The organism is Pseudomonas zhanjiangensis (assembly GCF_041027545.1).
Taxonomy (GTDB): Bacteria; Pseudomonadota; Gammaproteobacteria; order Pseudomonadales; family Pseudomonadaceae; genus Aquipseudomonas; species Aquipseudomonas zhanjiangensis.
Genome location: NZ_JBFTEG010000021.1, coordinates 24163 through 47193, shown reverse-complemented (window position 1 = coordinate 47193; position 23031 = coordinate 24163). Strand labels below are relative to the sequence as shown.

The window sequence follows — 23031 nt, the reverse complement described above, 5'->3', positions numbered from 1 at the left end:
ATTTCTCTCCTCAGGCCGTAAAACTTACTCGAACCAGTGGGCTCGGGCGGCCATGATCAGCTTGCCGGCACGCTCTTGGTCGATGCCGTCGATGTCGAGCAGGTCGTCAATCGACTGCTCGGCCAGGTCTTCGCGGGTAATCACACCGCGTACTGCCAGTTCTTGCGCCAGGCCTTTGTCCATACCCTCAAGGGAGAGCAGGTCTTCGGCCGGGTGGGCGTCTGCCAGTTTTTCTTCGGTGGCGATGGCTTTGGTCAGCAGGCGATCTTTTGCCCGCGAACGCAGCTCATTGACGATTTCTTCATCGAAACCGTCGATGCTGAGCATCTCTTCCATCGGCACGTAGGCGATTTCTTCCAGGCTGCTGAAGCCTTCCTCGACCAACACCTGGGCCAGTTCTTCGTCGACTTCCAGCTCGTCGATGAAGTTCTGCAGGATGTCGCCCGTTTCAGCCTGTTGCTTGGCCTGAATATCGGCCTCGGTCATCACATTGAGCGTCCAGCCGGTCAATTGACTGGCCAGGCGCACGTTCTGCCCGCCCCGTCCAATCGCCTGGGCCAGATTGTCTTCGCCAACAGCGATGTCCATGGCATGGGCGTCCTCATCAACGATGATCGCCGCGACCTCAGCCGGCGACATGGCGTTGATGACGAACTGCGCCGGATTGTCATCCCAGAGCACGATATCCACGCGCTCGCCGGCCAACTCACCGGACACTGCCTGCACGCGCGAACCGCGCATGCCGATACAGGCACCTTGCGGATCGATGCGCTTGTCCTTGGAGCGCACCGCCAGTTTGGCGCGCGAACCAGGATCACGTGCCGCGCCCATCACCTCGATAAGCTCTTCGGCGATTTCCGGCACTTCGATACGGAACAGTTCGATCAGCATTTCCGGCGCGGTGCGCGAAAGAATCAGCTGCGGACCGCGGTTCTCGGTGCGGATTTCCTTGAGTAGCGCACGTATCCGCGCGCCGACACGGAAGGTCTCGCGCGAGATGATGTCTTCACGAGCCAGCAGCGCCTCGGCATTGTTGCCCAGGTCGACGATCACATTGTCACGGGTGACCTTCTTGACCGTGCCGGAGATGATTTCCCCCAGACGCTCACGATAGGCTTCCACCACCTGAGCGCGCTCGGCTTCGCGGACCTTCTGGACGATGACCTGCTTGGCAGTCTGCGCCGCAATGCGCCCGAATTCGATGGACTCGATTTTCTCCTCGAGCACATCGCCTACCTTGGCATTTGCCTCAACCGCCCGGGGCATATCGACGGTGACTTGATGCGCCGGGTCTTCAAAATCGGCCTCATCGACAACCGTCCAGCAACGGAACGTCTCATAGTTGCCGGTTTGGCGATTGATCGCCACGCGCAACTCGACTTCGTCCTCAAAACGCTTCTTGGTCGCCGTGGCCAGGGCCAACTCCAGCGCTTCGAAAATAACGCCGGCCGGTACGCCCTTCTCGTTGGACACCGACTCAACAACCAGCAGTACTTCTTTGCTCATCGTACGCCTCGCCTTTCGCAATCCATTGGATCCGCGGGATCCGCGTCTCAATCAAACCTGGGAATAATATTGGCCTTGTCGATCAGATCGATCGGCAACAGGAACTCGTGGTCATCCACCTGCACCACCACATCCTGATCCTCCACGCCACGGAGGAGACCTTGAAAGTTGCGACGCCCTTCGAAAGGCGAACGCAGCTTGACCTTTACCTGTTCTCCGGCGTGAGCGGCGAACTGCTCCAGCGTGAACAGCGGCCGATCCATCCCTGGCGAGGACACCTCAAGGGTGTACTCGGCACTGATGGGATCCTCGACATCGAGGACACCGCTGATCTGCCGACTGACCTTCTCGCAATCATCGATGAGAATGCCGTCGGCATGATCGATATAGATCCGCAGCAGCGAATGCCGCCCTTGCGACAGGAACTCGATACCCCAGCACTCATAGCCGAGCGCCTCGACTACCGGGGCCACCAAGGCCTGCAACTGTTCTAGCTTGCTCGACACCTGAACCCCTCGCGCATGCTGTGCAAATAAAAAATGGGCGAAACGCCCATCCCATCGAACCGCCTCTAAAGGCCGGCAAATCTGTCTCGCAGCTAGCAAAAAGCCCCTGAAAAGGGGCTCCGCTACTACTGGTTGCGGGGGCTGGATTTGAACCAACGACCTTCGGGTTATGAGCCCGACGAGCTACCAGACTGCTCCACCCCGCGTCAAAGCTGGGGCCGAAGTATACGGCCGAACACCTGCCAGGGTCAACCGAAGCCCCAGCGACAAGAAAGCCCGCATGTAGCGGGCTTTCTTGTTTAATTGGTACCGAGGAGGGGACTCGAACCCCTACAGCCTATGGCCACTACCACCTCAAGGTAGCGTGTCTACCAATTCCACCACCTCGGCAAAATCGCTTGTTGCTTGTTGCTTACTGCTGCTCTGAAGCCTGAGGTACGTCCACTGCGTCAGCAGCAGGCGCTTGCTCTTCGAGCACTGGCACATCTTCTACCGCCGGCTTGGCCTGCGGCACTTCCAGCACTGCCGGATCAGGCAAACCGGCCTGATTCATTGCATCAGCCTTTTCTTTAGCAAAGAAGCCTAAGCCCAAGCTAGTTAAGAAAAAAGCGGCCGCAAGTATAGCAGTAACTCGACTCAAAAAGGTAGAGGAACCTTGACTGCCAAAAACGGTAGCCGAAGCACCCGAACCAAAAGAGGCACCGGCATCGGCACCCTTACCCTGCTGCAACAACACCAGCACGACCACACCGATCGCACCCAGCAGATGAAACACCACCACGACTGTTTCCAGCATCTCTTCAGCTTCCTGCGGCACGACAGATCGCACCGAACTCATCCGCATTCAGAGAGGCCCCACCCACAAGCCCCCCATCGATATCCGGCATGCCGAACAACTCGACCGCACTGGCGGCCTTGACACTGCCGCCGTATAGAATTCTTACACCGCGCGCCACATCGCCACTTTCCGCCGCAATCCGAGCACGAATCGCCGCGTGCACTTCCTGGGCCTGCTGCGGCGATGCCGTCAAACCAGTACCAATCGCCCAGACCGGCTCATAGGCCACAACAGCCTTGGAAAAAACATCCACACCCAAGGCACTGATAACACAATCCAACTGACGCCCGACCACGGCCAGCGTCTCGCCCGCCTCGCGCTGCGCCAGGGTCTCCCCGACACAGAGCACCGGAACCAGGGAGCAGGACTGAGCAGCTGCAAATTTGCGCACCACCCAGTCGTCCGACTCCGCCAAGACCGTGCGCCGCTCGGAGTGCCCTATCAGCACGTAGCGACAGCCGACGTCTTGCAACTGACTCGCCGCGACCTCCCCGGTCAGCGCGCCCTGCTCGGCTTCGATGGCGCAGTCTTGCGCACCCACAACCACAGCCGAACCCGCCACCCCCTCGACAACCTGCGCTATATGCAGGCTGCCGGGAAATACCGCCACCTCGACAGCAGCAGGTACCACCTGCTGCCGAAGACCGTTGATCAGCTCTGCGACGCTGGCGCGGGTACCGTGCATTTTCCAGTTACCAGCAACCAAAGGGCGACGCATGCTTTACCTCATAGGTCGAAGAGGGCGCAGATGTTACCCAACAGCACCGGAGCTGGCAAGCCGAATCAGATGCAGACTTGCGCAACTACTTTAGCCAATTCATCGGCATAGCTGCGCACCTGGCCCTCATCGTCACCCTCGACCATGACCCGGACCAATGGCTCGGTTCCAGACTTGCGCAGCAATACCCGGCCGCGCCCCGCCATACGCTCGTTGACCCGCGCACTGGCGTCCTGCACCGCTGGATGCTCAAGCGGATCGCCCCCCCCGGCGAAGCGCACGTTCACCAGCACCTGGGGACACTTGCGCATACCCTGACGGGCCTCGGCGAGATTTTGCCCGCGGCGCTTGAGCGCCAGCAAAACCTGGAGCGCCGCGATGATTGCATCGCCGGTGGTGGTGTGCTGAAAGCACACCAGGTGCCCGGAATTCTCGCCGCCCAGCTGCCAATTGCGCGCCAGCAACTCGGCAATCACGTAACGGTCGCCCACCTTGGCGCGCACGAACGGAATCCCCAGCTCATCCAGCGCCAGCTCAAGACCGAGATTGCTCATCAGGGTGCCGACGACGCCGCCTTGCAGCTTTCCCCGCTCCTGCAGGTCTCGCGCGATGATGAACAGCAACTCGTCACCATCAACCAGCGCACCGGTGTGGTCGACCATCAACACACGGTCGGCGTCGCCATCGAAGGCGATGCCGAGATCGGCCTGCTGCGCCAGCACTTCGGCCTGCAGCGCTTCCACATGCGTGGAGCCACAGCCATCGTTGATATTCAAGCCATTGGGCTGGATGGAGAGCGCCGACACCTCCGCCCCGAGTTCGCGAAATACACTGGGCGCGACCTTGTAAGCCGCGCCATGGGCGCAATCGAGCACGACTTTCAGGCCGGCAAAACTGGTACTGGTTGGCACACTGCTCTTGCAGAACTCGATATAGCGGCCAGGCGCGTCGTTGATTCGCGAGGCCTTGCCCAGCTGCCCCGAGTCCACGACGGTCATCGGCTGGTCGAGCAATTCCTCGATCATCAGCTCCACTTCATCGGGAAGCTTGGTGCCCTGGCTGGAGAAGAACTTGATGCCATTGTCATCGTGCGGGTTGTGCGAGGCACTGATGACGATGCCCGCATCTGCCTGAAAGGTACGGGTCAGATAGGCGATCGCCGGGGTTGGCATCGGCCCGAGCAACTGCACGTCGGCACCTGCAGCCGCCAGCCCGGCTTCCAGCGCAGACTCGAACATATAGCCGGATATCCGCGTATCCTTGCCGATCAGAATCCGGCACTTGCCCTGTTTGCGAAACGCCATGCCTGCCGCCCAGCCGAGCTTGAGCATGAAGTCGGGGGTAATCGGAAACGTGCCGACCCGCCCGCGAATGCCGTCGGTACCAAAATATTTCTTGCCCATAACCCAAACTTCCTTAGTACTTATTCAGCCGCTTCGACTGCGGCAATCATGCGCACCACATCGACCGTTTCCGCCACATCATGAACCCGCAGGATCTGCGCCCCCTTGGTCACGGCCAGCGCGGCCAAGGCCAAGCTGCCATACAGACGCCCGCCCACCTCGTGACCCAACACCCCACCGATCATGCTCTTGCGAGAGACACCGACCAGCAGCGGCCGGCCCAGCTCGTGCAGGGACTCCATGCGCTTGAACAGGCTGAGATTGTGCGCCAGGGTCTTGGCAAAACCGAAGCCCGGATCGAGGATCAACCGCTCGGCGGCGATACCGACGGTCGCACAGGCCGCCATGCGCTCCTCGAGAAACTGGCGCACCTCGGTCAGCACATCTCCGTACTCGGGATTTTGCTGCATGGTGGTCGGTTCGCCACGCATATGCATCAGGCAAACCGGCAAACCGCTATCGGCCGCGGCATCCAGGGCACCATCGCGCTGTAGCGAACGTACGTCGTTGATCAGCCCCGCCCCCAGCCGCGCCGCCTCACGCATCACGGCCGGGGTCGAGGTGTCCACCGAAACGATTACGTCCAGCTCGGCGGCAATGGCCGCCACTATCGGCGCCACGCGCTCGAGCTCCTCGGTCGGCGACACGGCTTGTGCCCCAGGGCGGGTTGACTCGCCACCGACATCGATCAGGGTCGCCCCCGCCAGAACCATCGCTTCCGCATGACGCAAGGCCGCGTCGCGCTGACTGTAGCGACCGCCATCGGAAAACGAATCCGGTGTGACATTGAGAATCCCCATCACTTGCGGACGGGCCAAATCAAGAAGCCGACTGCCACAGGGCAGCCGGCTCGGGCTTTGCGCAACAGACATGTCTGACCTTAATGCTCGGCGGCCGGACCACCAATGGGTTTTTCTGGACGATCGACCTCGTCGGTCTTGACCGCCGGCGTGCCGCCGCCATCACTGCCGCTCCAACCCTTGGGCTCGCGTGGCACGCGACCATTCATGATGTCCTCGATCTGATCGCTATCGATGGTCTCATACTTGATCAGCGCCTCGGCCATGGCATCGAGCTTGTCGCGATTCTCTTCGAGCAGACGCTTGGCCGTGGCATAGCAGGAGTCGATGATGCTGCGCACTTCCTGATCGATCAGCTTGGCGGTGTCGGCCGAGACATTGGTGTGCTGGCTGCCCATGCTGCGCCCCAGGAACACTTCTCCCTCTTCCTCGGCATACATCTGCGGACCGAGCTTCTCCGACAAACCCCACTTGGTCACCATATTCCGCGCCAACTGGGTAGCACGCATGATGTCATTGGAGGCGCCGGTAGTGACGCCATCGAAGCCCAGGGTCATTTCCTCGGCGATACGGCCACCGAACAGCGAGCAGATCTGACTGATCAGCGCCCGCTTGCTCAGGCTATAGCGATCCTCTTCGGGCAGGAACATGGTCACGCCCAGGGCGCGCCCGCGAGGAATGATCGACACCTTGTAGACCGGATCGTGCTCGGGAACCAGGCGCCCGACGATGGCATGGCCCGCCTCGTGGAAAGCCGTGTTGAGCTTCTCCTTGTCGGACATGACCATGGACTTGCGCTCGGCACCCATCATGATCTTGTCCTTGGCCAGCTCGAACTCCTTCATCTCGACCAGGCGCTTGCCGGCGCGCGCCGCGAACAGCGAGGCCTCGTTAACCAAGTTGGCCAGATCGGCGCCGGAGAACCCGGGGGTACCACGCGCGATGACGGCCGCATTGACGTCCTCGCCCATGGGCACCTTGCGCATGTGCACATTGAGGATCTGCTCGCGACCGCGGATGTCCGGCAGGCCGACCACCACCTGGCGGTCGAACCGGCCCGGACGCAACAGCGCCGGGTCCAGCACATCGGGACGGTTGGTGGCGGCGATGACGATGACGCCATCGTTCATCTCGAAGCCATCCATCTCCACCAGCAACTGATTGAGGGTCTGCTCGCGCTCGTCGTGACCGCCGCCCATGCCGGCACCACGGTGGCGACCGACCGCGTCGATCTCGTCGATGAAGATGATGCAGGGTGCATGCTTCTTCGCCTGCTCGAACATGTCACGCACGCGGGAGGCGCCGACGCCGACGAACATCTCGACGAAGTCCGAACCGGATATGGTGAAGAACGGCACCTTGGCCTCACCCGCCACCGCCTTGGCCAGCAGGGTCTTGCCGGTACCGGGCGAGCCGACCATCAGCACACCGCGCGGAATACGCCCACCAAGGCGCTGGAACTTGCCCGGATCGCGGAGGAACTCCACCAGCTCGCTGACCTCTTCCTTGGCCTCGTCACAACCGGCGACGTCGGCAAAGGTGGTCTTGACCTGATCTTCCGACAGCAGGCGGGCCTTGCTCTTGCCGAAGCTCATCGGTCCGCCCTTGCCGCCGCCACCGCCCTGCATCTGGCGCATGAAGAACATGAACACGGCAATGATCACCAGAATCGGGAAGCTGGCCACCAGCAGCTGGGTCCAGATGCTCTGCTGCTCCGGCTGTTTGCCGACGATCTGCACGTTGTTGTCGATCAGATCCTTGATCAGGCCGTTGTCCTGAATCGCCGGGCGCACGGTCTCGAAGGACGAGCCGTCGGCGCGCAGGCCGCTGATCATGTAGCCGTCCACGGTCACCCGCTGGACGCGGCCATCCTGCACCTGCTGGATGAACTCCGAGTAATTGAGCCTGTTGGACTCGTTCGGGCTGGAAAAATTGTTCATCACCGTGACCAGAACAGCGGCGATGATCAGCCACAAGATCAGATTCTTTGCCATGTCGTTCAATTAGCTACCCTCTGAAGCAGGCCCCGTGCCGAAGCGTGCTTCGCATGACGACCAGTTATGTACCGACCTAACTTACTACACAACGCCCGCCGCGGGCAGACGCCGTCTGTAACCCTTTATTTGCCGCCAACCGCATCCATCACCGAACGCCTGGCCGACGACTAGACGCCGCGAAAGCCCCTGGCCAAAAGATACTGCTCGCGCGAGCGCCCGCGAGAAGACAGCGGCTTGCGCATCTGCACCTTGTCGAACAGGGTCCGGACCTGCTTGTGATACTGATCGAACCCCTCGCCCTGGAAGATTTTGATCAGAAAATCCCCGCCCGGGCGCAACACCCGCTCGGCAAGATCCAGCGCCAGCTCGCAGAGGTACATGGCCCGCGGCTGATCGGACTCCCTTACCCCACTCATATTGGGGGCCATATCGGAAATCACAAGGTCTACCGGATGCTCACCGATCGCCTCGAGGATCTGCGCAAACACGGCGTCGTCGGTGAAGTCGCCCTGGATGAAGGTGACATCGGGAATGCTGTCCATTTCCAGGATATCGGAGGCAATCAGCGTACCCTTGTCGCCAATGACCCGGCTGGTCACCTGCGACCAGCCGCCGGGCGCCGCCCCCAGATCGACCACGGTCATTCCCGGCCGCAGAATACGATCCTTGTCCTGGATCTCCAGCAGCTTGTAGCTGGCGCGCGAACGATAGCCATCCTTCTGCGCCATTTTGACGTAGGGGTCGTCGAAGTGTTCTTTCAGCCATCGCTGACTGGTCTTGGAACGGGCCACGCGGTACCTCGAGATTGCAAATCATGAATAACTGGGCGGGCCCGAAGTCGCTCGGGTAAACTAGCCGCCGATTTTTACCAGATCAGACGCAGGGGTCAGATTATGCCGCTCACTCAAGAGCAGAAGAAACAATTCAAATCTATTGGCCACCACCTCAAGCCTGTATTGATCGTGGCGGACAATGGTTTGACCGAGGGCGTCCTGGCCGAACTGGAGCGCGCACTCAATGATCACGAACTGATCAAGGTACAACTGCGGATCACCGAACGCGAGGATCGCCTGACCGCAATCGACGAACTGTGCAAGGCCGCCAGGGCCGAGCTGGTACAGGTCATCGGCAAGATGGCGCTGCTCTATCGCAAGAACCCCAAGCCGAACAAGAACCTGTCGAACATCCACCGCTACCAGGCCTGACCCCCCACCCTGGGTTGCGCCACGACCGCACCTGGCAAGGCCCAGCCCCTTGTGCGCCAGCGCCGGATCAGTAGCGGCCTAACGCCGGCCGCCAGGTAGCGGCTGCAGGACCAACAGCAGACCGCAGAACGCCATCACCAGGTAGGTGAACATCGGCAGCAGCCCGACCTCGGGCCAATACAGCCGAGCGACCAGAAAGGCGGCCGCCGCAGTCACTACCACCAGCAGCAACTGGCCGCGCATATCGCGCCACAGCCCGCTCACACCGGTCACGCGGACCAGCACCAGCGCCTGCACGCCCGCACAGACGGCGGCCAGCCCGACCAACAGGGCCCGCAGATGGCCGCCGACCTCCTCGACCAGCAAAGGCGCCAGCCCCAGCCTGGCCAGCGCCGGCAGGATCAGGAAATGCAGCAGCCACAGGCCGCCGACCCAGAGCGTCTGAGCCAGCAGCCAGCTGATCGCGGCCGCATTCAGCGACCCTGGCTCAGACGTGGCGAACTTCGACAATCTCGTACTCGACCAGACCGCTGGGGGTATTCACCGCCACCACGTCGCCCTCCTCCTTGCCAACCAGCGCCCGGGCGATGGGCGAGGCGACCGAGATCTTGCGCAGTTTGATGTCCGCCTCATCCTCGCCGACGATCTGATAGGTCACGCTCTCGTCGGTCTCGACGTTGGCGATCTCCACGGTGGTACCGAAGATCACCTTGCCGGTGTGGGCAATGCTGGTCACGTCGATGACCACGGCATTCTGCAAACGCCCTTCGATATCGCGAATGCGCGCCTCGACCATGCCCTGCTGTTCACGGGCGGCGTGATACTCGGCGTTTTCCTTGAGGTCGCCCAGCTCACGCGCGGTACCGATGTCCTGGCTCAACTTCGGACGCACTACCTTGGTCAGGTGGGTCAACTCTTCTTCCAGGGCGCGCGCGCCCTGGACAGTCATTGGGTATTTGGTCATGCCTTGATTCCTGCATGGAGATCCTGCAAGCGACGCACGGTCTTCTCAGGACCGAATTTCAGCGCCTCACAGATTGCCTGCCCCGCCGCGATGGTGGTGGTGCAGTAGACCTTGTGCTGCAGGGCATTACGACGAATCGAGTAGGAGTCAGCAATAGACTGACGCCCCTCGGTGGTATTGATGATCAGGGTGACTTCGTCATTCTTGATCATATCGACGACGTGCGGACGACCCTCGGTCACCTTGTTGACCCGGCGCACCGGCAGCCCGGCGGCCTCGATCAGCTTGGCGGTACCGGCGGTCGCCACCACTTCGAAACCCAGCTCGATCAGGTCACGGGCAACGCCCGCCACCAGCGGCTTGTCATCGTCACGCACGCTGATGAACGCACAGCCGCTGTTCGGCAGAATCTCGCTGGCACCGACCTGGGCCTTGGCGAAGGCCTCGCCGAAGCTGTCGCCGACACCCATCACCTCGCCGGTGGATTTCATTTCCGGGCCGAGGATGGGGTCGACGCCGGGGAACTTGGCGAAGGGGAATACCGCTTCCTTGACGCTGTAGAAGTTCGGGATGATTTCCTCGGTGAAGCCCAGTTCCGCCAGGGTCTTGCCGGCCATCACGCGAGCGCCGAGCATGGCCAGGGAGACGCCGATGCACTTGGAAACGAAAGGCACCGTGCGCGAGGCGCGCGGGTTGACTTCGATGACGAAGATATCCTCGCCCTGAACGGCCATCTGCACGTTCATCAGGCCGACCACGCCGAGCTCCAGGGCCATCTTCTTGACCTGCTCGCGGATCTCGTCCTGGATGTGCTTGGGCAGCGAATAGGGCGGCAACGAGCAGGCCGAGTCGCCGGAATGCACGCCGGCCTGTTCGATGTGCTGCATGATCGCGCCGATCACCACGATCTCACCGTCGCACACCGCATCCACGTCCACCTCGATGGCGCAGTTGAGGAAGCGATCGAGCAGCACCGGGCTGTCGTTGGAGACCTTCACCGCTTCGCGCATGTAGCGCTTGAGCTCTTCTTCCTGGTAGACGACCTCCATCGCGCGGCCACCCAGCACGTAGGACGGACGCACCACCATCGGGTAACCGATGCTCTTGGACAGGGACAATGCCTCGTCTTCGCTGCGGGCGGTGGCGTTGGCCGGCTGACGCAGGTTCAGGCGCTGGACCATCTGCTGAAAGCGCTCGCGGTCTTCGGCGCGGTCGATGGCGTCGGGGCTGGTGCCGATGATAGTCACGCCCGCCTCTTCCAGGGCACGGCACAGCTTCAGCGGCGTCTGCCCGCCGTACTGGACGATCACGCCCTTGGGTTGCTCGACGCGGACGATTTCCAGCACGTCCTCCAGGGTCACCGGCTCGAAGTACAGGCGATCGGAGGTGTCGTAGTCGGTGGACACGGTTTCCGGGTTGCAGTTGACCATGATGGTCTCGTAACCGTCTTCGCGCATGGCCAGCGCGGCGTGCACACAGCAGTAGTCGAACTCGATGCCCTGGCCGATGCGGTTGGGCCCGCCGCCGAGGATCATGATCTTGTCGCGCGCGGATGGGCTGGCCTCGCACTCTTCCTCGTAGGTCGAGTACATGTAGGCGGTGTCGGTGGCGAATTCGGCCGCGCAGGTGTCCACGCGCTTGTATACCGGCAGCACCTTGAGCTTGTGGCGATGGCTGCGCAGGTTCTTCTCGGTCACGCCGAGCAGCTTGGCCAGGCGCACATCGGAGAAGCCCTTGCGCTTGAGCTTGCGCATCAACTCGGCGTCGATACCGGACAGGCCGAGGGTCTTCACCCGCTCCTCATCCTTGACCAGATCCTCGATCTGCACCAGGAACCATTCGTCGATACGGGTGAGCTCGAAGACCTCCTCGACCGTCTTGCCGGCGCGGAAGGCATCGGCCAGGTACCAGATGCGGTCGGCGCCGGGCACAGTCAGCTCGCGCTTGAGCGTACCCTCGGCTTCGGGGTCGTTCAGGTCGAGCATCGGGTCGAAGCCGGACACGCCGACCTCCAGGCCGCGCAGGGCCTTGTGCATGGATTCCTGGAAGGTGCGGCCGATGGCCATGACCTCGCCCACCGACTTCATCTGGGTGGTCAGGCGGGCGTCGGCCTTGGGGAACTTCTCGAAGGCGAAGCGCGGGACCTTGGTCACCACGTAGTCGATGGCCGGCTCGAAGGAGGCCGGCGTGCGCCCGCCGGTGATGTCGTTGGACAGCTCGTCGAGGGTGTAGCCGACCGCCAGCTTGGCGGCGATCTTGGCGATCGGGAAGCCGGTGGCCTTGGAGGCCAGGGCCGAGGAACGCGACACCCGCGGGTTCATCTCGATCACCACCATGCGCCCGGTATTCGGACAGATGCCGAACTGCACGTTGGAACCGCCGGTTTCCACGCCGATCTCGCGCAGCACCGCCAGCGAGGCGTTGCGCAGGATCTGGTATTCCTTGTCGGTCAGGGTCTGCGCCGGGGCCACGGTGATCGAGTCACCGGTGTGCACGCCCATGGGGTCGAAGTTCTCGATGGAGCAGACGATGATGCAGTTGTCCTTCTTGTCGCGGACCACCTCCATCTCGTATTCCTTCCAGCCGATCAGCGACTCGTCGATCAGCAGCTCGTTGGTCGGCGACAGGTCCAGACCGCGGGCGCAGATCTCCTCGAACTCCTCGCGGTTGTAGGCGATGCCACCGCCGGTGCCGCCCATGGTGAACGACGGACGGATGATGCAGGGGAAGCCGACCTTCTCCAGCACGCCGTAGGCTTCTTCCATGCTGTGGGCGATGCCCGATACCGGGCAGGCCAGACCGATGTCCTTCATCGCCTTGTCGAAGCGCGAGCGGTCCTCGGCCTTGTCGATGGTGTCGGCATTGGCGCCGATCATCTCGACGCCGAACTTTTCCAGCACGCCGTGGCGCTCCAGGTCCAGGGCGCAGTTCAGCGCGGTCTGGCCGCCCATGGTAGGCAGCAGCGCGTCCGGACGCTCCTTCTCGATGATCTTGGCCACGGTGGCCCACTTGATCGGCTCGATGTAGGTGGCGTCGGCCATGGCCGGGTCGGTCATGATGGTGGCCGGGTTGGAGTTCACCAGAATGACACGGAAACCTTCTTCCTTCAGCGCCTTGCAGGCCTGGGCGCCGGAATAGTCGAACTCGCAGGCCTGGCCGATGACGATAGGGCCGGCGCCGAGGATCAGGATGCTTTTGATGTCTGTACGTTTTGGCATGGTCGTTACTCGAATCCTTGGGTCAGTCGTCGTGGCTTAGCGGCGCTTGGCCATGGCTTCGATGAAGCGGTCGAACAGCGGCGCGACGTCGTGCGGGCCGGGGCTCGCCTCGGGGTGGCCCTGAAAGCTGAAGGCGGCCTTGTCGGTGCGCTCGATGCCCTGCAGGGTGCCGTCGAACAGCGACTTATGAATGGCGCGGACATTGCCCGGCAGGCTGCTCTCGTCCACGGCGAAGCCGTGGTTCTGGCTGGTGATCATCACCACGCCGGAATCGAGGTCCTGCACCGGGTGGTTGGCGCCGTGGTGGCCATGACCCATCTTCACCGTCCTGGCGCCGGAGGCCAGGGCCAGCAGCTGATGACCGAGGCAGATGCCGAACACCGGAATATCGGTTTCCAGGATGTCCTTGATCGCCGCGATCGCGTAGTCGCACGGCTCGGGGTCGCCCGGGCCGTTGGACAGGAACACGCCGTCCGGGCTGAGGGCCAGCACTTCGCTGGCCGGGGTCTGCGCCGGCACCACGGTCAGGCGGCAGCCACGGGCCACCAGCATGCGCAGGATGTTCAACTTGACCCCGTAGTCATAGGCGACCACGTGATAGGGCAGATCACTGGCCGGAATCAGCGGATGACTGTCGCTCTTCAGATCCCAGACACTGGAACGCCACTCGTAGGGCTTGGCACAGGTGACTTCCTTGGCCAGGTCCATACCCTTGAGGCCCGGGAAGCTGCGCGCCAGCTCCAGCGCCTTCTCTTCGGTGGCGTCATCGCCGGCGAGGATGCAGCCATTCTGCGAGCCCTTCTCGCGCAGGATGCGGGTCAACCGACGGGTGTCGATGCCGGCGATGGCGACGGTACCGTTGGCCTTGAGGTACTCATCCAGCGGCTGCTTACTGCGCCAGTTGCTGGCGATCAGCGGCAGATCGCGGATGATCAGGCCGGCGGCCCAAACGCTGCAGGACTCGGAATCCTCCGGGGTGGTGCCGGTGTTACCGATATGCGGATAGGTCAGGGTGACGATTTGCTGGGCATAGGAGGGATCGGTGAGGATTTCCTGATAGCCGGTCATGGCGGTGTTGAAAACCACCTCTCCAATAGTCTGGCCATCGGCTCCGATGGCCTCGCCACGAAAAATGCTGCCATCTGCAAGGGCCAGGATGGCAGGTTTAAGGGCTGGCTTACTCAAGAAAACCTCCGAAGATCAAAGCTTGAAGCAAACGCAGATTGTAAAAAAGCGGGATGACGTATCGACCGTCACCCCGCTTTTTTATCTGATTCATTCTGCGTAACTTTTAGTGGACACACTAAAGCGGGAAGCTTACAGAAAAGTCCTATTCTGGTCCAGCCAAAATCGCCCTCAGCCCAAGCCCAAGACATCCTGCATGTCATACAGCCCTGGCTGTCGCCCTTGCAGCCAGCGCGCGGCGCGCACTGCCCCCTTGGCAAAGGTCATCCGACTCGACGCCTTGTGGGTGATTTCCACCCGCTCGCCATCGGCAGCGAAGAGCACGGTATGATCGCCCACCACGTCGCCGGCGCGCACGGTGGCAAAGCCGATGGTCTCGCGCTCGCGGGCACCGGTCTGGCCTTCGCGACCGTAGACCGCGACCTGCTGCAGGTCGCGCCCGAGCGCGGCGGCCACCACCTCACCCATGCGCAGGGCGGTACCGGACGGGGCGTCCACCTTGTGCCGGTGATGGGCCTCGATGATCTCGATGTCGACCTCGTCGCCCAGCACCCGCGCCGCGGTGTCGAGCAGCTTCAGGCAGAGGTTGACGCCGACGCTGAAGTTGGCGGCAAAGACGATCGGGATCTGCTTGGCCGCATCGGCCAGCAGCTGCTTCTCCTTGGGAGAAAAACCCGTGGTGCCGATGACCATGGCCCTGCCGGCCCGCCGGCAGACCTCCAGGTTCTTCAGGGTCACCGAGGGATGGGTGAAGTCGATCAGCACGTCGAACCGATCGACGACCGCCTGCAGATCACCGACCAGTTGCAGACCCAGCTTGCCCACCCCGGCCAACTCGCCGACATCGGCGCCGACCAGCGTGCTGTCGGGACGATCGATCGCCGCCCCTAGGCTGGCGCCTTCCGCCTGCTGCACCGCCTCGATCAGGGTCTTGCCCATGCGCCCGGCGGCGCCCATCACTGCTATTCGTTGCATTCCATCAGCTCCACGCTGCAAGCCGCGAACCACCAGCGACGACCTGCTGAGCCGTCGATGGCAGCCTGCCGCTGAGTAGTTACAAATCGCCGAAGAAGCGCTTCACGCCTTCGAACCAGCCACTGGCCTTGGGGGAGTGCGAACTGTCGCCTTCCAGCGAGTGGCGGAACTCATCGAGCAGCTCGCGCTGGCGGCGATTGAGGTTCACCGGGGTCTCTACCGCCACCCGGCACATCAGGTCGCCAGCGCCGCCGCCACGCACCGGGGCCACGCCCTTGCCACGCAGGCGGAACAGCTTGCCGGTCTGGGTGCCTTCCGGGATTTTCAGCTTGACCCGGCCATCCAGGGTCGGCACCTCCAACTCGCCACCCAGTGCCGCATCGGCAAAGCTGATCGGCACCTCGCAATACAGGTGCTTGCCATCGCGCTGGAAGATCGCGTGCTCGCGCACATTGACCACCACGTAGAGATCGCCGGCCGGCCCGCCCATGGCACCGGCCTCACCCTCACCCGACAGGCGGATGCGGTCGCCGGTATCGACACCTGGCGGCACCTTGACCGACAGGGTCTTGTGCTCCTCGACCCGACCATGACCATGACAGGAACCACAGGGGTCGGTGATCATCTTGCCGTTGCCGTGACAGCGCGGACAGGTCTGCTGCACCGAGAAGAAGCCCTGCTGCATACGCACCTGACCGATGCCGCCACAGGTGGTACAGGTCACCGGACTGGTGCCCTTCTTCGCCCCGGAACCGTCGCAGGTCTTGCAGTTGACCAGGGTTGGCACGCGGATGGTCACCGTGGTGCCACGCACCGCCTCTTCCAGGTCCAGCTCCAGGGTATAGCGCAGGTCGCTGCCGCGCTGAGCGCCACCGCGACCGGTGCGACCGCCGGCGCCGCCGAAGAAGTCGCTGAACACATCACCGAAGATATCGGAGAAATTCGCCCCACCGAAGCCCGCCCCGGCGCCGCCACCCATGCTCGGATCGACGCCGGCATGGCCGTACTGATCGTAGGCCGCGCGCTTGCCGGCATCGGACAGCACTTCGTAGGCCTCATTGGCCTCCTTGAACTTGTCTTCCGATGCCTTGTCGTCCGGATTGCGGTCCGGGTGGTGCTTCATCGCCAGGCGCCGGTAGGCCTTCTTCAGCTCGGCCTCACTGACGCCGCGCTCGACCCCCAGCACCTCGTAATAATCACGCTTTGCCATAATTGCTCAACACCCTCAAATCAACTCCTCCAGACACGCCAACGCGGGGGCAAGCCCCCGCGCGACGGATAACGCCGATCGTGACTGCTGCACGACCGACTGGAGCGGCAGGCAGCAGCGGCTTTCGCCGGCTGCCGCTTTTCCCACATCCCGGTGGGCCAGAAGCTTGCGCTTACTTGTTGTCCTTGACTTCCTCGAACTCGGCGTCGACCACGTCATCACCGGCACCCTTGCCAGCTTCTGCCTCGGGGGCCTCGGCACCCGGCTGCGGCTGTTCGGCATACATCTTCTGCGCCAGCGGCGTGGTGGCCTCGGTCAGGGCATTCATCTTGGCTTCGATTTCGGCCTTGTCGTCACCCTTGATCGCCACTTCCAACTCGCCCAGCGCCTTCTCGATGGCCGCCTTCTCATCGGCAGTGGCCTTGTCGCCCGCCTCGGTGACCATCTTGCGGGTGGCGTGCACCAGCTGATCACCCTGGTTGCGCGCAGTCGCCAGCTCTTCGAACTTGCGGTCTTCCTCGGCATTGGCCTCGGCGTCACGCACCATCTGCTCGATTTCTTCCTCGGACAGACCGGAGTTGGCCTTGATCACGATCGACTGTTGCTTGCCGGTCGCCTTGTCCTTCGCCCCGACGTGCAGGATGCCGTTGGCGTCGATATCGAAGGTCACCTCAATCTGCGGCACACCGCGCGGAGCCGGCGGAATCTCGGCCAGATCGAACTTGCCCAGCGACTTGTTCTGCGAAGCCTGCTTGCGCTCGCCCTGCAGCACGTGGATGGTCACCGCGCTCTGGTTGTCGTCGGCAGTGGAGAACACCTGAGACTTCTTGGTCGGAATGGTGGTGTTCTTCTCGATCAGCGCGGTCATCACCCCACCCATGGTCTCGATACCCAGGGTCAGCGGCGACACGTCGAGCAGCAGCACGTCCTTGACGTCGCCGGCCAGCACCGCACCCTGGATGGCCGCACCCATGGCCACGGCTTCGTCCGGGTTGACGTCCTTGCGTGCTTCCTTGCCGAAGAACTCGGCGACGGTCTTCTGCACCAGCGGCATGCGGGTCTGACCACCGACCAGGATCACGTCATGGATCGAACCCACGTCGATGCCGGCGTCCTTCAGGGCGATACGGCAGGGCTCGATGGTGCGCTGCACCAGGTCTTCGACCAGCGACTCCAGCTTGGAACGGGAAATCTTCACGTTCAGGTGCTTCGGGCCGCTGGCGTCGGCGGTGATGTACGGCAAGTTGACGTCGGTCTGCTGGCTCGAGGACAGCTCGATCTTGGCCTTCTCCGCCGCCTCTTTCAGGCGCTGCATGGCCAGCGGGTCGCCCTTGAGGTTCATGCCGGTTTCTTTCTTGAACTCCTCGACAAGGTAGTCGATCAGGCGCAGGTCGAAGTCTTCACCACCGAGGAAGGTGTCACCATTGGTGGCCAGCACTTCGAACTGGTGCTCGCCGTCGACTTCGGCGATCTCGATCACCGAGATGTCGAAGGTACCACCACCCAGGTCATAGACGATCACGGTGTGGTCACCCTTGGCCTTGTCCATGCCATAGGCCAGGGCCGCGGCGGTCGGCTCGTTGATGATGCGCTTGACGTCCAGACCGGCGATGCGACCGGCATCCTTGGTGGCCTGACGCTGGCTGTCGTTGAAGTAGGCCGGCACGGTGATCACCGCCTCGGTCACGGTCTCGCCGAGATAGTCTTCGGCGGTCTTCTTCATCTTCTTCAGCACTTCGGCACTGATCTGCGGCGGCGCCATCTTCTGGCCCTTGACCTCGACCCAGGCGTCACCGTTGTCGGCCTTGACGATCTTGTAGGGGACCATCTGGATGTCTTTCTGCACGACGTTCTCTTCGAAGCGACGACCGATCAGACGCTTCACCGCGTACAGGGTGTTGTGCGGGTTGGTGACCGCCTGGCGCTTGGCCGACTGGCCGACCAGGATCTCGCCGTCGCCGCTGTAAGCGATGATCGACGGCGTGGTACGGGCGCCTTCGGCGTTCTCCAGCACCTTGACGCTGCCGTTTTCCAGAATGGCGACACAGGAGTTGGTGGTCCCCAGGTCGATACCGATAATCTTGCCCATATTCTCTCTCCCGAAACTTGGATTTTTCCGCTGCTGCTCTTGGCCAGCCGCGAAGCACTAAAACGCTTGCCTAAACAAATGGGGGCTCGCCGACGGATTTCAAGCCTTCTCGTCGATACTCGGCGGCGCCTCAGCCGGCGCCTTGCTGACCACGACCATGGCCGGGCGCAGCAGGCGGCCATTGAGCAGATAGCCCTTCTGGAACACCTTGAGCACGCTGTTGGGCTCGGCCTCGGCACTCTCTTGCATGGCCATGGCCTGATGGTGCTCCGGATTGAACGGCTCGCCATGCGGATCGATGGCTTCGAGCTGATAGCGCTTGAAGGTGTCCTGGAACAGCTTCAGGGTCAGCTCCATACCCTCACGCACGGCCTTGATCGACTGATCCTCCGGGCTCGACAGCTCGAGGCCACGCTCCAGGCTGTCGATCACCGGCAGCAGGTCGCCGGCGAACTTCTCCAGGGCAAACTTGTGCGCCTTCTCCACGTCCTGCTCGGCCCGACGGCGGACATTCTGCAGATCGGCGGCCATGCGCAAGGCCTGATCCTGGGCGGCAGCCAATTCCTCCTCCAGCACCTGGATGCGCGCGTCCAACTCAACGCCGGAGGCCTTGTCGGCGTCGGCGGCTACGTCTGGAAGCTGGGTATCGTGGTTCTGTTCGTCTGCCATTCGGTTCTCCTCTGAAAATTCGACGCAAGCCTCAACCCGCGTACCTGCCGCCTATATGGGGCCGAATTTTCAGCGTTCAAGGGTCGAGCGAGGATTGCCAGCCCAGAAATAAACACTGTATAAATAACCAGACAAAAGACCTGAGAGGCCTTGCCATGCTGGTACACCTGTCCGTACACAACTACGCCATCGTTGAACACCTCGACCTCGAACTGGACAGCGGCATGAGCGTGATCAGCGGCGAAACCGGCGCCGGCAAGTCGATCATGCTCGACGCCCTCGGCCTCACCCTGGGCGACCGGGCCGACAGCGGCGTGGTGCGCCCCGGCGCCGACAAGGCCGACATACTCGCCAGCTTCGACCTCTCCGCCATCGCCGAAGCCCGCGCCTGGCTGGCCGAGCGCGACCTCGACATCGAGGGCCCGTGCATCCTGCGCCGGGTGATCACCGCCGAAGGCCGCTCACGCGGCTACATCAACGGCACCCCCTGCCCACAGAGCGACCTCAAGGCCCTGGGCGAGCTGCTGATCGATATTCACAGCCAGCACGAGCACCAGTCGCTACTCAAGGTCGACACCCACCGTCGCCTGCTCGACGAATTCGCCGGCAGCCAGGAGCTGGCCCGCCAGGTACAGCTGGCCGCACAGCGCTGGAAACAGACCCGCAACGAGCTGCAGCGCCTGTCCAACCAGGGCGACGAACAGCGCGCGCGCCACCAACTGCTCAGCTACCAGCTCGAAGAACTGGAAAACCTGGCCCTCGGCGAAGACGAGCTGGAGCAACTGGAGCAGGAGCACAAGACCCTGACCAACGCCGAAAGCCTGCTCAGCGCCTGCCGCCTGGTCATCGAACAATGCAGCGAGAGCGACGCAGGCAACGTGCTGTCCGCCCTGGCCAGCAGCCTCAATCGCCTCAGCGGCGCCCAGGGCCAGCCCAACGCCCTGGGCGAAGCGGTAAGCCTGCTGGCCAGCGCGCAAATCCAGGTGGAAGAGGCGGTCGGCGAACTCAACCGCTTTCTCGACCACTTCGACGCCGACCCTCAGCGCCTGCAACTGCTCGAGGAGCGCCTCGACACCATCTATACCCTGGCACGCAAGCATCGCACCCAGCCTGGCGAACTCGCCGCCCTGCAGCAGCAACTGTTCGAGGAACTGGAAAGCCTCAATGCCGACGACCTGACCCTCGAGCGACTCGGCGAGGAACTGGCCGCCTACGAGCGCCATTACCAGGAAAAGGCCGGCGAACTGAGCGCCCTGCGCGCCCAGGCCGCCAGCACCCTGGCAGCCTCGGTCGAACAGGAAATGCAGGCCCTGGGCATGCCCGGCGGGCGCTTCCACATCGCACTCAGCCCATCGCCCAGCGACGAGCCACAGCCCAACGGCCGGGAACTGGTGGAGTTTCTGGTCAGCGCCAACCCGGGGCAGCAACTCAAGCCCCTGGCCAAGGTCGCCTCAGGCGGCGAACTGTCGCGCATCAGCCTGGCCATCCAGGTGATCACCGCGCAGACCTCGCGGGTGCCGACCCTGGTATTCGACGAAGTCGACGTCGGCATTGGCGGCCCCACCGCCGAAGTCGTCGGCCAGCTGCTGCGCCGCCTTGGTGAACGCGGCCAAGTGCTCACCGTCACCCACCTGCCGCAAGTCGCCGCCCAGGGCCACCAGCATCTGTATGTGCACAAGGTGCGCGGGCGCGATGCGACGCACACCGCGGTGAGCAAACTCGACGGCACGCAACGGATCGAGGAAATCGCGCGCATGCTCGGCGGCCTCGACCTCACCGAAGAGTCGCTGGCCCACGCCCGCCAGATGGTCGGAAGCGCCAACGCCTGAACCGTTAGCCACCCAGCAAAAAGGCGACCCTGGGGTCGCCTTTTTTTGCGGAGCCTGCGCGCCTACTTCTTCTTGCGCACGTAGAGCACCAGGTTGTGATCGACCAGCTCGAAGCCGTGCTCGCCAACAATCTCGCGCTGACGCTTCTCGATCTCCGGATCGAAGAACTCGATCACCTCGCCCGAGTCGACACACACCATATGATCGTGGTGGCCACTATCGGCCAGCTCGAACACCGCATGACCACCATCGAAATTGTGCCGCACCACCAGCCCGGCAGCCTCGAACTGAGTCAGCACGCGATACACCGTGGCCAGGCCGACATCTTCACCCGCCTCCATCAAGGCCTTGTAGACATCTTCAGCGCTCATGTGACGCTGCTCGGCGGAGTCGAGCATTTGCAAAATCTTGACCCGTGGCAGGGTCACTTTCAGGCCAGCCTTGCGTAATTCGCTATTTTCAACCATGGTCTGCTTTCTCGTGGAAGCGGTTTCGCAGCTTCCCTTATTGCGGGTATGATCCGGGTTTACGTTGCCCAGCCAAGATAGTGGAAGTCACCCTCCGATGCAAAAAACCAAGCTCCTGCTGACCAGCCTCACCTTCACGGGGCTCATCGCACTCGCCGGTTGTTCATTCCCCGGGGTTTATAAAATCGACATTCAACAGGGCAATGTCGTCACGCAGGACATGATAGACCAGTTGCGCCCCGGAATGACCCGGCGCCAAGTGCGGTTTATCATGGGCAACCCGCTGCTCACCGACACCTTCCACGCCAACCGCTGGGACTACCTGTACAGCATCCAGCCGGGCGGCGGCGAGCGCCTGCAGGAGCGGGTCAGCCTGGTGTTCGACGCCAACGACCAGCTGGCCGGCCTCTCAGGCGACTTCATGCCGGGCGTCAGCCGCGATCAGGAAATTCTCGGCGAGGGTGGTGCCACCCAGGTCAGCCCGCAGGCGCCGAGCGTTGAAGCCCCCGCCACACCCGGCTCGCTGTTGGAGCAGATCCAGCGCGAGGTGGACAGCGTCAAGGCAGTTCCGGTCCCGACCCCCGAACCACTGGAAACCTCACCGCAGTAGCCCAGAACAGCGGCACACGCTCAATAAGAAGCCCGGACATGTCCGGGCTTCTTTATGGGAAAACGGTCGCGCTCAGCTGCCCTCTTCGACAGCCCTGGCCTTGGCCTTGGCGGCGCGCTGCTTGCGCACCTCTTTGGGGTCGGCAATCAGCGGCCGGTAGATCTCCACCCGCTCGCCGTCCTCGAGCACCCGCTCATCCGGCTTGCTCACCGCCTTGCCGAAGATCCCCAACGGACAGCCCGCCAGGTCCAGACCGGGAAAGTGCGCCGCCATCCCCGACATCAACGCGGCCTGGCGCACCGTGGTGCCCTGGGGCACGCTCAAGCGCAATAGCTTCTGCTTGTCGGCCAGGGCATACACCACCTCGACCACAATTGCCTTGTTATCCATAGAGTTGCTTCGCCCTCTGACAGAATGCATCCACTAGGGTGTTCGCCGCCTGATTGAACAGCGGCCCCAGGGTAGCCCGCACCAGCGGCCCGGCGTAATCGAAGGTCAGATCCAGACTGATCTTGCAGGCCTTTTCCCCCAGCGCCTTGAACTCCCAGCGCCCGTGCAGCTTGGCGAACGGCCCCTCCTCCAGATTCAGCTCTATCGACTCGCCCGCCACCAGGACATTACGGGTGACGAACCGCTGACTCAAGCCCCCCTTGGACACGGTCAGGCCTGCACGCATCTGCGTCTCACTGGCCTCCAGCACCTCGCTGGCCGAGCACCATGGGAGGAACTCCGGATAGCGCGCCACGTCATTGACCAGCTCGAACAACACGGCCGCCGGATACGGCAACAGCGCCGAACGATGGATATGGGTACTCATAGGCCAGCTACTTCGCTCAGTGGTT

Annotated in this window: 22 protein-coding genes and 2 tRNA genes; 3 read left to right on the top strand and 21 right to left on the bottom strand. The window is 62.7% G+C overall.

The features are described from left to right. Positions 1–24: 24 nt before the first annotated feature. From nusA to rlmE, 10 genes are all read right to left on the bottom strand, one after another. Positions 25–1506: a transcription termination factor NusA gene (gene nusA, locus AB5S05_RS19485; RefSeq protein WP_369289186.1), complete on the bottom strand. Its 1482-nt coding sequence runs from the start codon at positions 1504–1506 to the stop codon at positions 25–27. A 47-nt stretch (positions 1507–1553) separates the two neighbouring features. Beyond that, complete coding sequence (gene rimP / locus AB5S05_RS19480) at positions 1554–2012, bottom strand: ribosome maturation factor RimP (RefSeq protein WP_369289185.1); 459 nt, start codon at positions 2010–2012, stop codon at positions 1554–1556. Between the two features lie 129 nt (positions 2013–2141). Further along, positions 2142–2218, bottom strand: a tRNA-Met gene (locus tag AB5S05_RS19475). A gap of 98 nt (positions 2219–2316) precedes the next feature. After that, a tRNA-Leu gene (locus tag AB5S05_RS19470) sits at positions 2317–2402 on the bottom strand. A 22-nt stretch (positions 2403–2424) separates the two neighbouring features. Then, complete coding sequence (secG, locus tag AB5S05_RS19465) at positions 2425–2808, bottom strand: preprotein translocase subunit SecG (protein WP_369289184.1); 384 nt, start codon at positions 2806–2808, stop codon at positions 2425–2427. Between the two features lie 4 nt (positions 2809–2812). Next, complete coding sequence (tpiA, locus tag AB5S05_RS19460) at positions 2813–3568, bottom strand: triose-phosphate isomerase (RefSeq protein WP_369289183.1); 756 nt, start codon at positions 3566–3568, stop codon at positions 2813–2815. 65 nt (positions 3569–3633) lie between these two features. After that, positions 3634–4971: a phosphoglucosamine mutase gene (glmM, locus tag AB5S05_RS19455; RefSeq protein WP_369289182.1), complete on the bottom strand. Its 1338-nt coding sequence runs from the start codon at positions 4969–4971 to the stop codon at positions 3634–3636. Positions 4972–4991: 20 nt separating this feature from the next. Further along, entirely contained in the window at positions 4992–5843 is an 852-nt protein-coding gene (folP, locus tag AB5S05_RS19450) for a dihydropteroate synthase (protein ID WP_369289181.1), read from the bottom strand. Between the two features lie 8 nt (positions 5844–5851). Further along, the gene (gene ftsH, locus AB5S05_RS19445; protein WP_369289180.1) at positions 5852–7765 is read right to left on the bottom strand and encodes an ATP-dependent zinc metalloprotease FtsH; all 1914 of its coding nucleotides are present in this window, start codon (positions 7763–7765) and stop codon (positions 5852–5854) included. A gap of 170 nt (positions 7766–7935) precedes the next feature. Continuing rightward, positions 7936–8559 carry a 23S rRNA (uridine(2552)-2'-O)-methyltransferase RlmE gene (gene rlmE / locus AB5S05_RS19440; protein WP_369289179.1) on the bottom strand — a complete coding sequence of 208 codons (624 nt, stop codon included), beginning with the start codon at positions 8557–8559 and terminating at the stop codon, positions 7936–7938. A gap of 102 nt (positions 8560–8661) precedes the next feature. On the opposite strand from rlmE, the gene yhbY reads away from it, so the two are divergent. Then, positions 8662–8973, top strand: coding sequence for a ribosome assembly RNA-binding protein YhbY (gene yhbY, locus AB5S05_RS19435; RefSeq protein WP_369289178.1), 312 nt, complete (start codon positions 8662–8664; stop codon positions 8971–8973). A 78-nt stretch (positions 8974–9051) separates the two neighbouring features. Here the strand turns inward: yhbY and AB5S05_RS19430 are convergent, their stop codons facing one another. From AB5S05_RS19430 to grpE, 8 genes are all read right to left on the bottom strand, one after another. Next, entirely contained in the window at positions 9052–9483 is a 432-nt protein-coding gene (locus AB5S05_RS19430) for a DUF4149 domain-containing protein (protein WP_369289177.1), read from the bottom strand. After that, complete coding sequence (gene greA / locus AB5S05_RS19425) at positions 9461–9937, bottom strand: transcription elongation factor GreA (protein ID WP_369289176.1); 477 nt, start codon at positions 9935–9937, stop codon at positions 9461–9463. The genes AB5S05_RS19430 and greA overlap by 23 nt, the downstream gene beginning before the upstream one ends. After that, positions 9934–13155 (bottom strand): carbamoyl-phosphate synthase large subunit, encoded by a 3222-nt coding sequence (carB, locus tag AB5S05_RS19420; protein ID WP_369289175.1) that lies wholly within the window; start codon positions 13153–13155, stop codon positions 9934–9936. The genes greA and carB overlap by 4 nt, the downstream gene beginning before the upstream one ends. Before the next feature lie 36 nt (positions 13156–13191). Then, positions 13192–14340 (bottom strand): glutamine-hydrolyzing carbamoyl-phosphate synthase small subunit, encoded by a 1149-nt coding sequence (carA, locus tag AB5S05_RS19415; RefSeq protein ID WP_369289174.1) that lies wholly within the window; start codon positions 14338–14340, stop codon positions 13192–13194. 171 nt (positions 14341–14511) lie between these two features. Beyond that, entirely contained in the window at positions 14512–15315 is an 804-nt protein-coding gene (gene dapB, locus AB5S05_RS19410; protein ID WP_369289173.1) for a 4-hydroxy-tetrahydrodipicolinate reductase, read from the bottom strand. 79 nt (positions 15316–15394) lie between these two features. Next, positions 15395–16525: a molecular chaperone DnaJ gene (dnaJ, locus tag AB5S05_RS19405; RefSeq protein ID WP_369289172.1), complete on the bottom strand. Its 1131-nt coding sequence runs from the start codon at positions 16523–16525 to the stop codon at positions 15395–15397. A gap of 172 nt (positions 16526–16697) precedes the next feature. Beyond that, positions 16698–18614, bottom strand: coding sequence for a molecular chaperone DnaK (dnaK, locus tag AB5S05_RS19400; protein ID WP_369289171.1), 1917 nt, complete (start codon positions 18612–18614; stop codon positions 16698–16700). A gap of 99 nt (positions 18615–18713) precedes the next feature. After that, entirely contained in the window at positions 18714–19283 is a 570-nt protein-coding gene (gene grpE / locus AB5S05_RS19395) for a nucleotide exchange factor GrpE (RefSeq protein WP_369289170.1), read from the bottom strand. Positions 19284–19438: 155 nt separating this feature from the next. Here grpE and recN point away from each other — a divergent pair, with 155 nt between their 5' ends. After that, a complete protein-coding gene (gene recN, locus AB5S05_RS19390) occupies positions 19439–21112 on the top strand; it encodes a DNA repair protein RecN (RefSeq protein ID WP_369289169.1) in 1674 nt (557 codons plus the stop codon). Positions 21113–21174: 62 nt separating this feature from the next. On the opposite strand, the gene fur is transcribed toward recN, so the two are convergent. Beyond that, the gene (gene fur, locus AB5S05_RS19385) at positions 21175–21579 is read right to left on the bottom strand and encodes a ferric iron uptake transcriptional regulator (RefSeq protein ID WP_369289168.1); all 405 of its coding nucleotides are present in this window, start codon (positions 21577–21579) and stop codon (positions 21175–21177) included. Between the two features lie 97 nt (positions 21580–21676). Between fur and AB5S05_RS19380 the strand changes: the two genes are divergently transcribed. Beyond that, positions 21677–22189: an outer membrane protein assembly factor BamE gene (locus AB5S05_RS19380; protein WP_369289167.1), complete on the top strand. Its 513-nt coding sequence runs from the start codon at positions 21677–21679 to the stop codon at positions 22187–22189. Between the two features lie 72 nt (positions 22190–22261). On the opposite strand, the gene AB5S05_RS19375 is transcribed toward AB5S05_RS19380, so the two are convergent. Together AB5S05_RS19375 and AB5S05_RS19370 are read right to left on the bottom strand one after the other, a co-directional pair. Next, complete coding sequence (locus AB5S05_RS19375; RefSeq protein WP_369289166.1) at positions 22262–22579, bottom strand: RnfH family protein; 318 nt, start codon at positions 22577–22579, stop codon at positions 22262–22264. Further along, complete coding sequence (locus tag AB5S05_RS19370) at positions 22572–23006, bottom strand: type II toxin-antitoxin system RatA family toxin (RefSeq protein ID WP_369289165.1); 435 nt, start codon at positions 23004–23006, stop codon at positions 22572–22574. Before AB5S05_RS19370 ends, AB5S05_RS19375 begins: the two co-directional genes overlap by 8 nt. Positions 23007–23031: the final 25 nt, after the last annotated feature.

Excerpts from the sequence above, each read along its gene's own strand:
- AB5S05_RS19370 (WP_369289165.1), bottom strand. The coding sequence starts at position 23,006 with ATGAGTACCCATATCCATCGTTCGGCGCTGTTGCCGTATCCGGCGGCC.
- grpE (WP_369289170.1), bottom strand. The coding sequence starts at position 19,283 with ATGGCAGACGAACAGAACCACGATACCCAGCTTCCAGACGTAGCCGCC.
- AB5S05_RS19375 (WP_369289166.1), bottom strand. The coding sequence starts at position 22,579 with ATGGATAACAAGGCAATTGTGGTCGAGGTGGTGTATGCCCTGGCCGAC.
- tpiA (WP_369289183.1), bottom strand. The coding sequence starts at position 3,568 with ATGCGTCGCCCTTTGGTTGCTGGTAACTGGAAAATGCACGGTACCCGC.
- carB (WP_369289175.1), bottom strand. The coding sequence starts at position 13,155 with ATGCCAAAACGTACAGACATCAAAAGCATCCTGATCCTCGGCGCCGGC.
- nusA (WP_369289186.1), bottom strand. The coding sequence starts at position 1,506 with ATGAGCAAAGAAGTACTGCTGGTTGTTGAGTCGGTGTCCAACGAGAAG.
- dapB (WP_369289173.1), bottom strand. The coding sequence starts at position 15,315 with ATGCAACGAATAGCAGTGATGGGCGCCGCCGGGCGCATGGGCAAGACC.
- fur (WP_369289168.1), bottom strand. The coding sequence starts at position 21,579 with ATGGTTGAAAATAGCGAATTACGCAAGGCTGGCCTGAAAGTGACCCTG.
- secG (WP_369289184.1), bottom strand. The coding sequence starts at position 2,808 with ATGCTGGAAACAGTCGTGGTGGTGTTTCATCTGCTGGGTGCGATCGGT.
- dnaJ (WP_369289172.1), bottom strand. The coding sequence starts at position 16,525 with ATGGCAAAGCGTGATTATTACGAGGTGCTGGGGGTCGAGCGCGGCGTC.
- AB5S05_RS19380 (WP_369289167.1), top strand. The coding sequence starts at position 21,677 with ATGCAAAAAACCAAGCTCCTGCTGACCAGCCTCACCTTCACGGGGCTC.
- yhbY (WP_369289178.1), top strand. The coding sequence starts at position 8,662 with ATGCCGCTCACTCAAGAGCAGAAGAAACAATTCAAATCTATTGGCCAC.
- greA (WP_369289176.1), bottom strand. The coding sequence starts at position 9,937 with ATGACCAAATACCCAATGACTGTCCAGGGCGCGCGCGCCCTGGAAGAA.
- recN (WP_369289169.1), top strand. The coding sequence starts at position 19,439 with ATGCTGGTACACCTGTCCGTACACAACTACGCCATCGTTGAACACCTC.
- glmM (WP_369289182.1), bottom strand. The coding sequence starts at position 4,971 with ATGGGCAAGAAATATTTTGGTACCGACGGCATTCGCGGGCGGGTCGGC.
- dnaK (WP_369289171.1), bottom strand. The coding sequence starts at position 18,614 with ATGGGCAAGATTATCGGTATCGACCTGGGGACCACCAACTCCTGTGTC.
- folP (WP_369289181.1), bottom strand. The coding sequence starts at position 5,843 with ATGTCTGTTGCGCAAAGCCCGAGCCGGCTGCCCTGTGGCAGTCGGCTT.
- ftsH (WP_369289180.1), bottom strand. The coding sequence starts at position 7,765 with ATGGCAAAGAATCTGATCTTGTGGCTGATCATCGCCGCTGTTCTGGTC.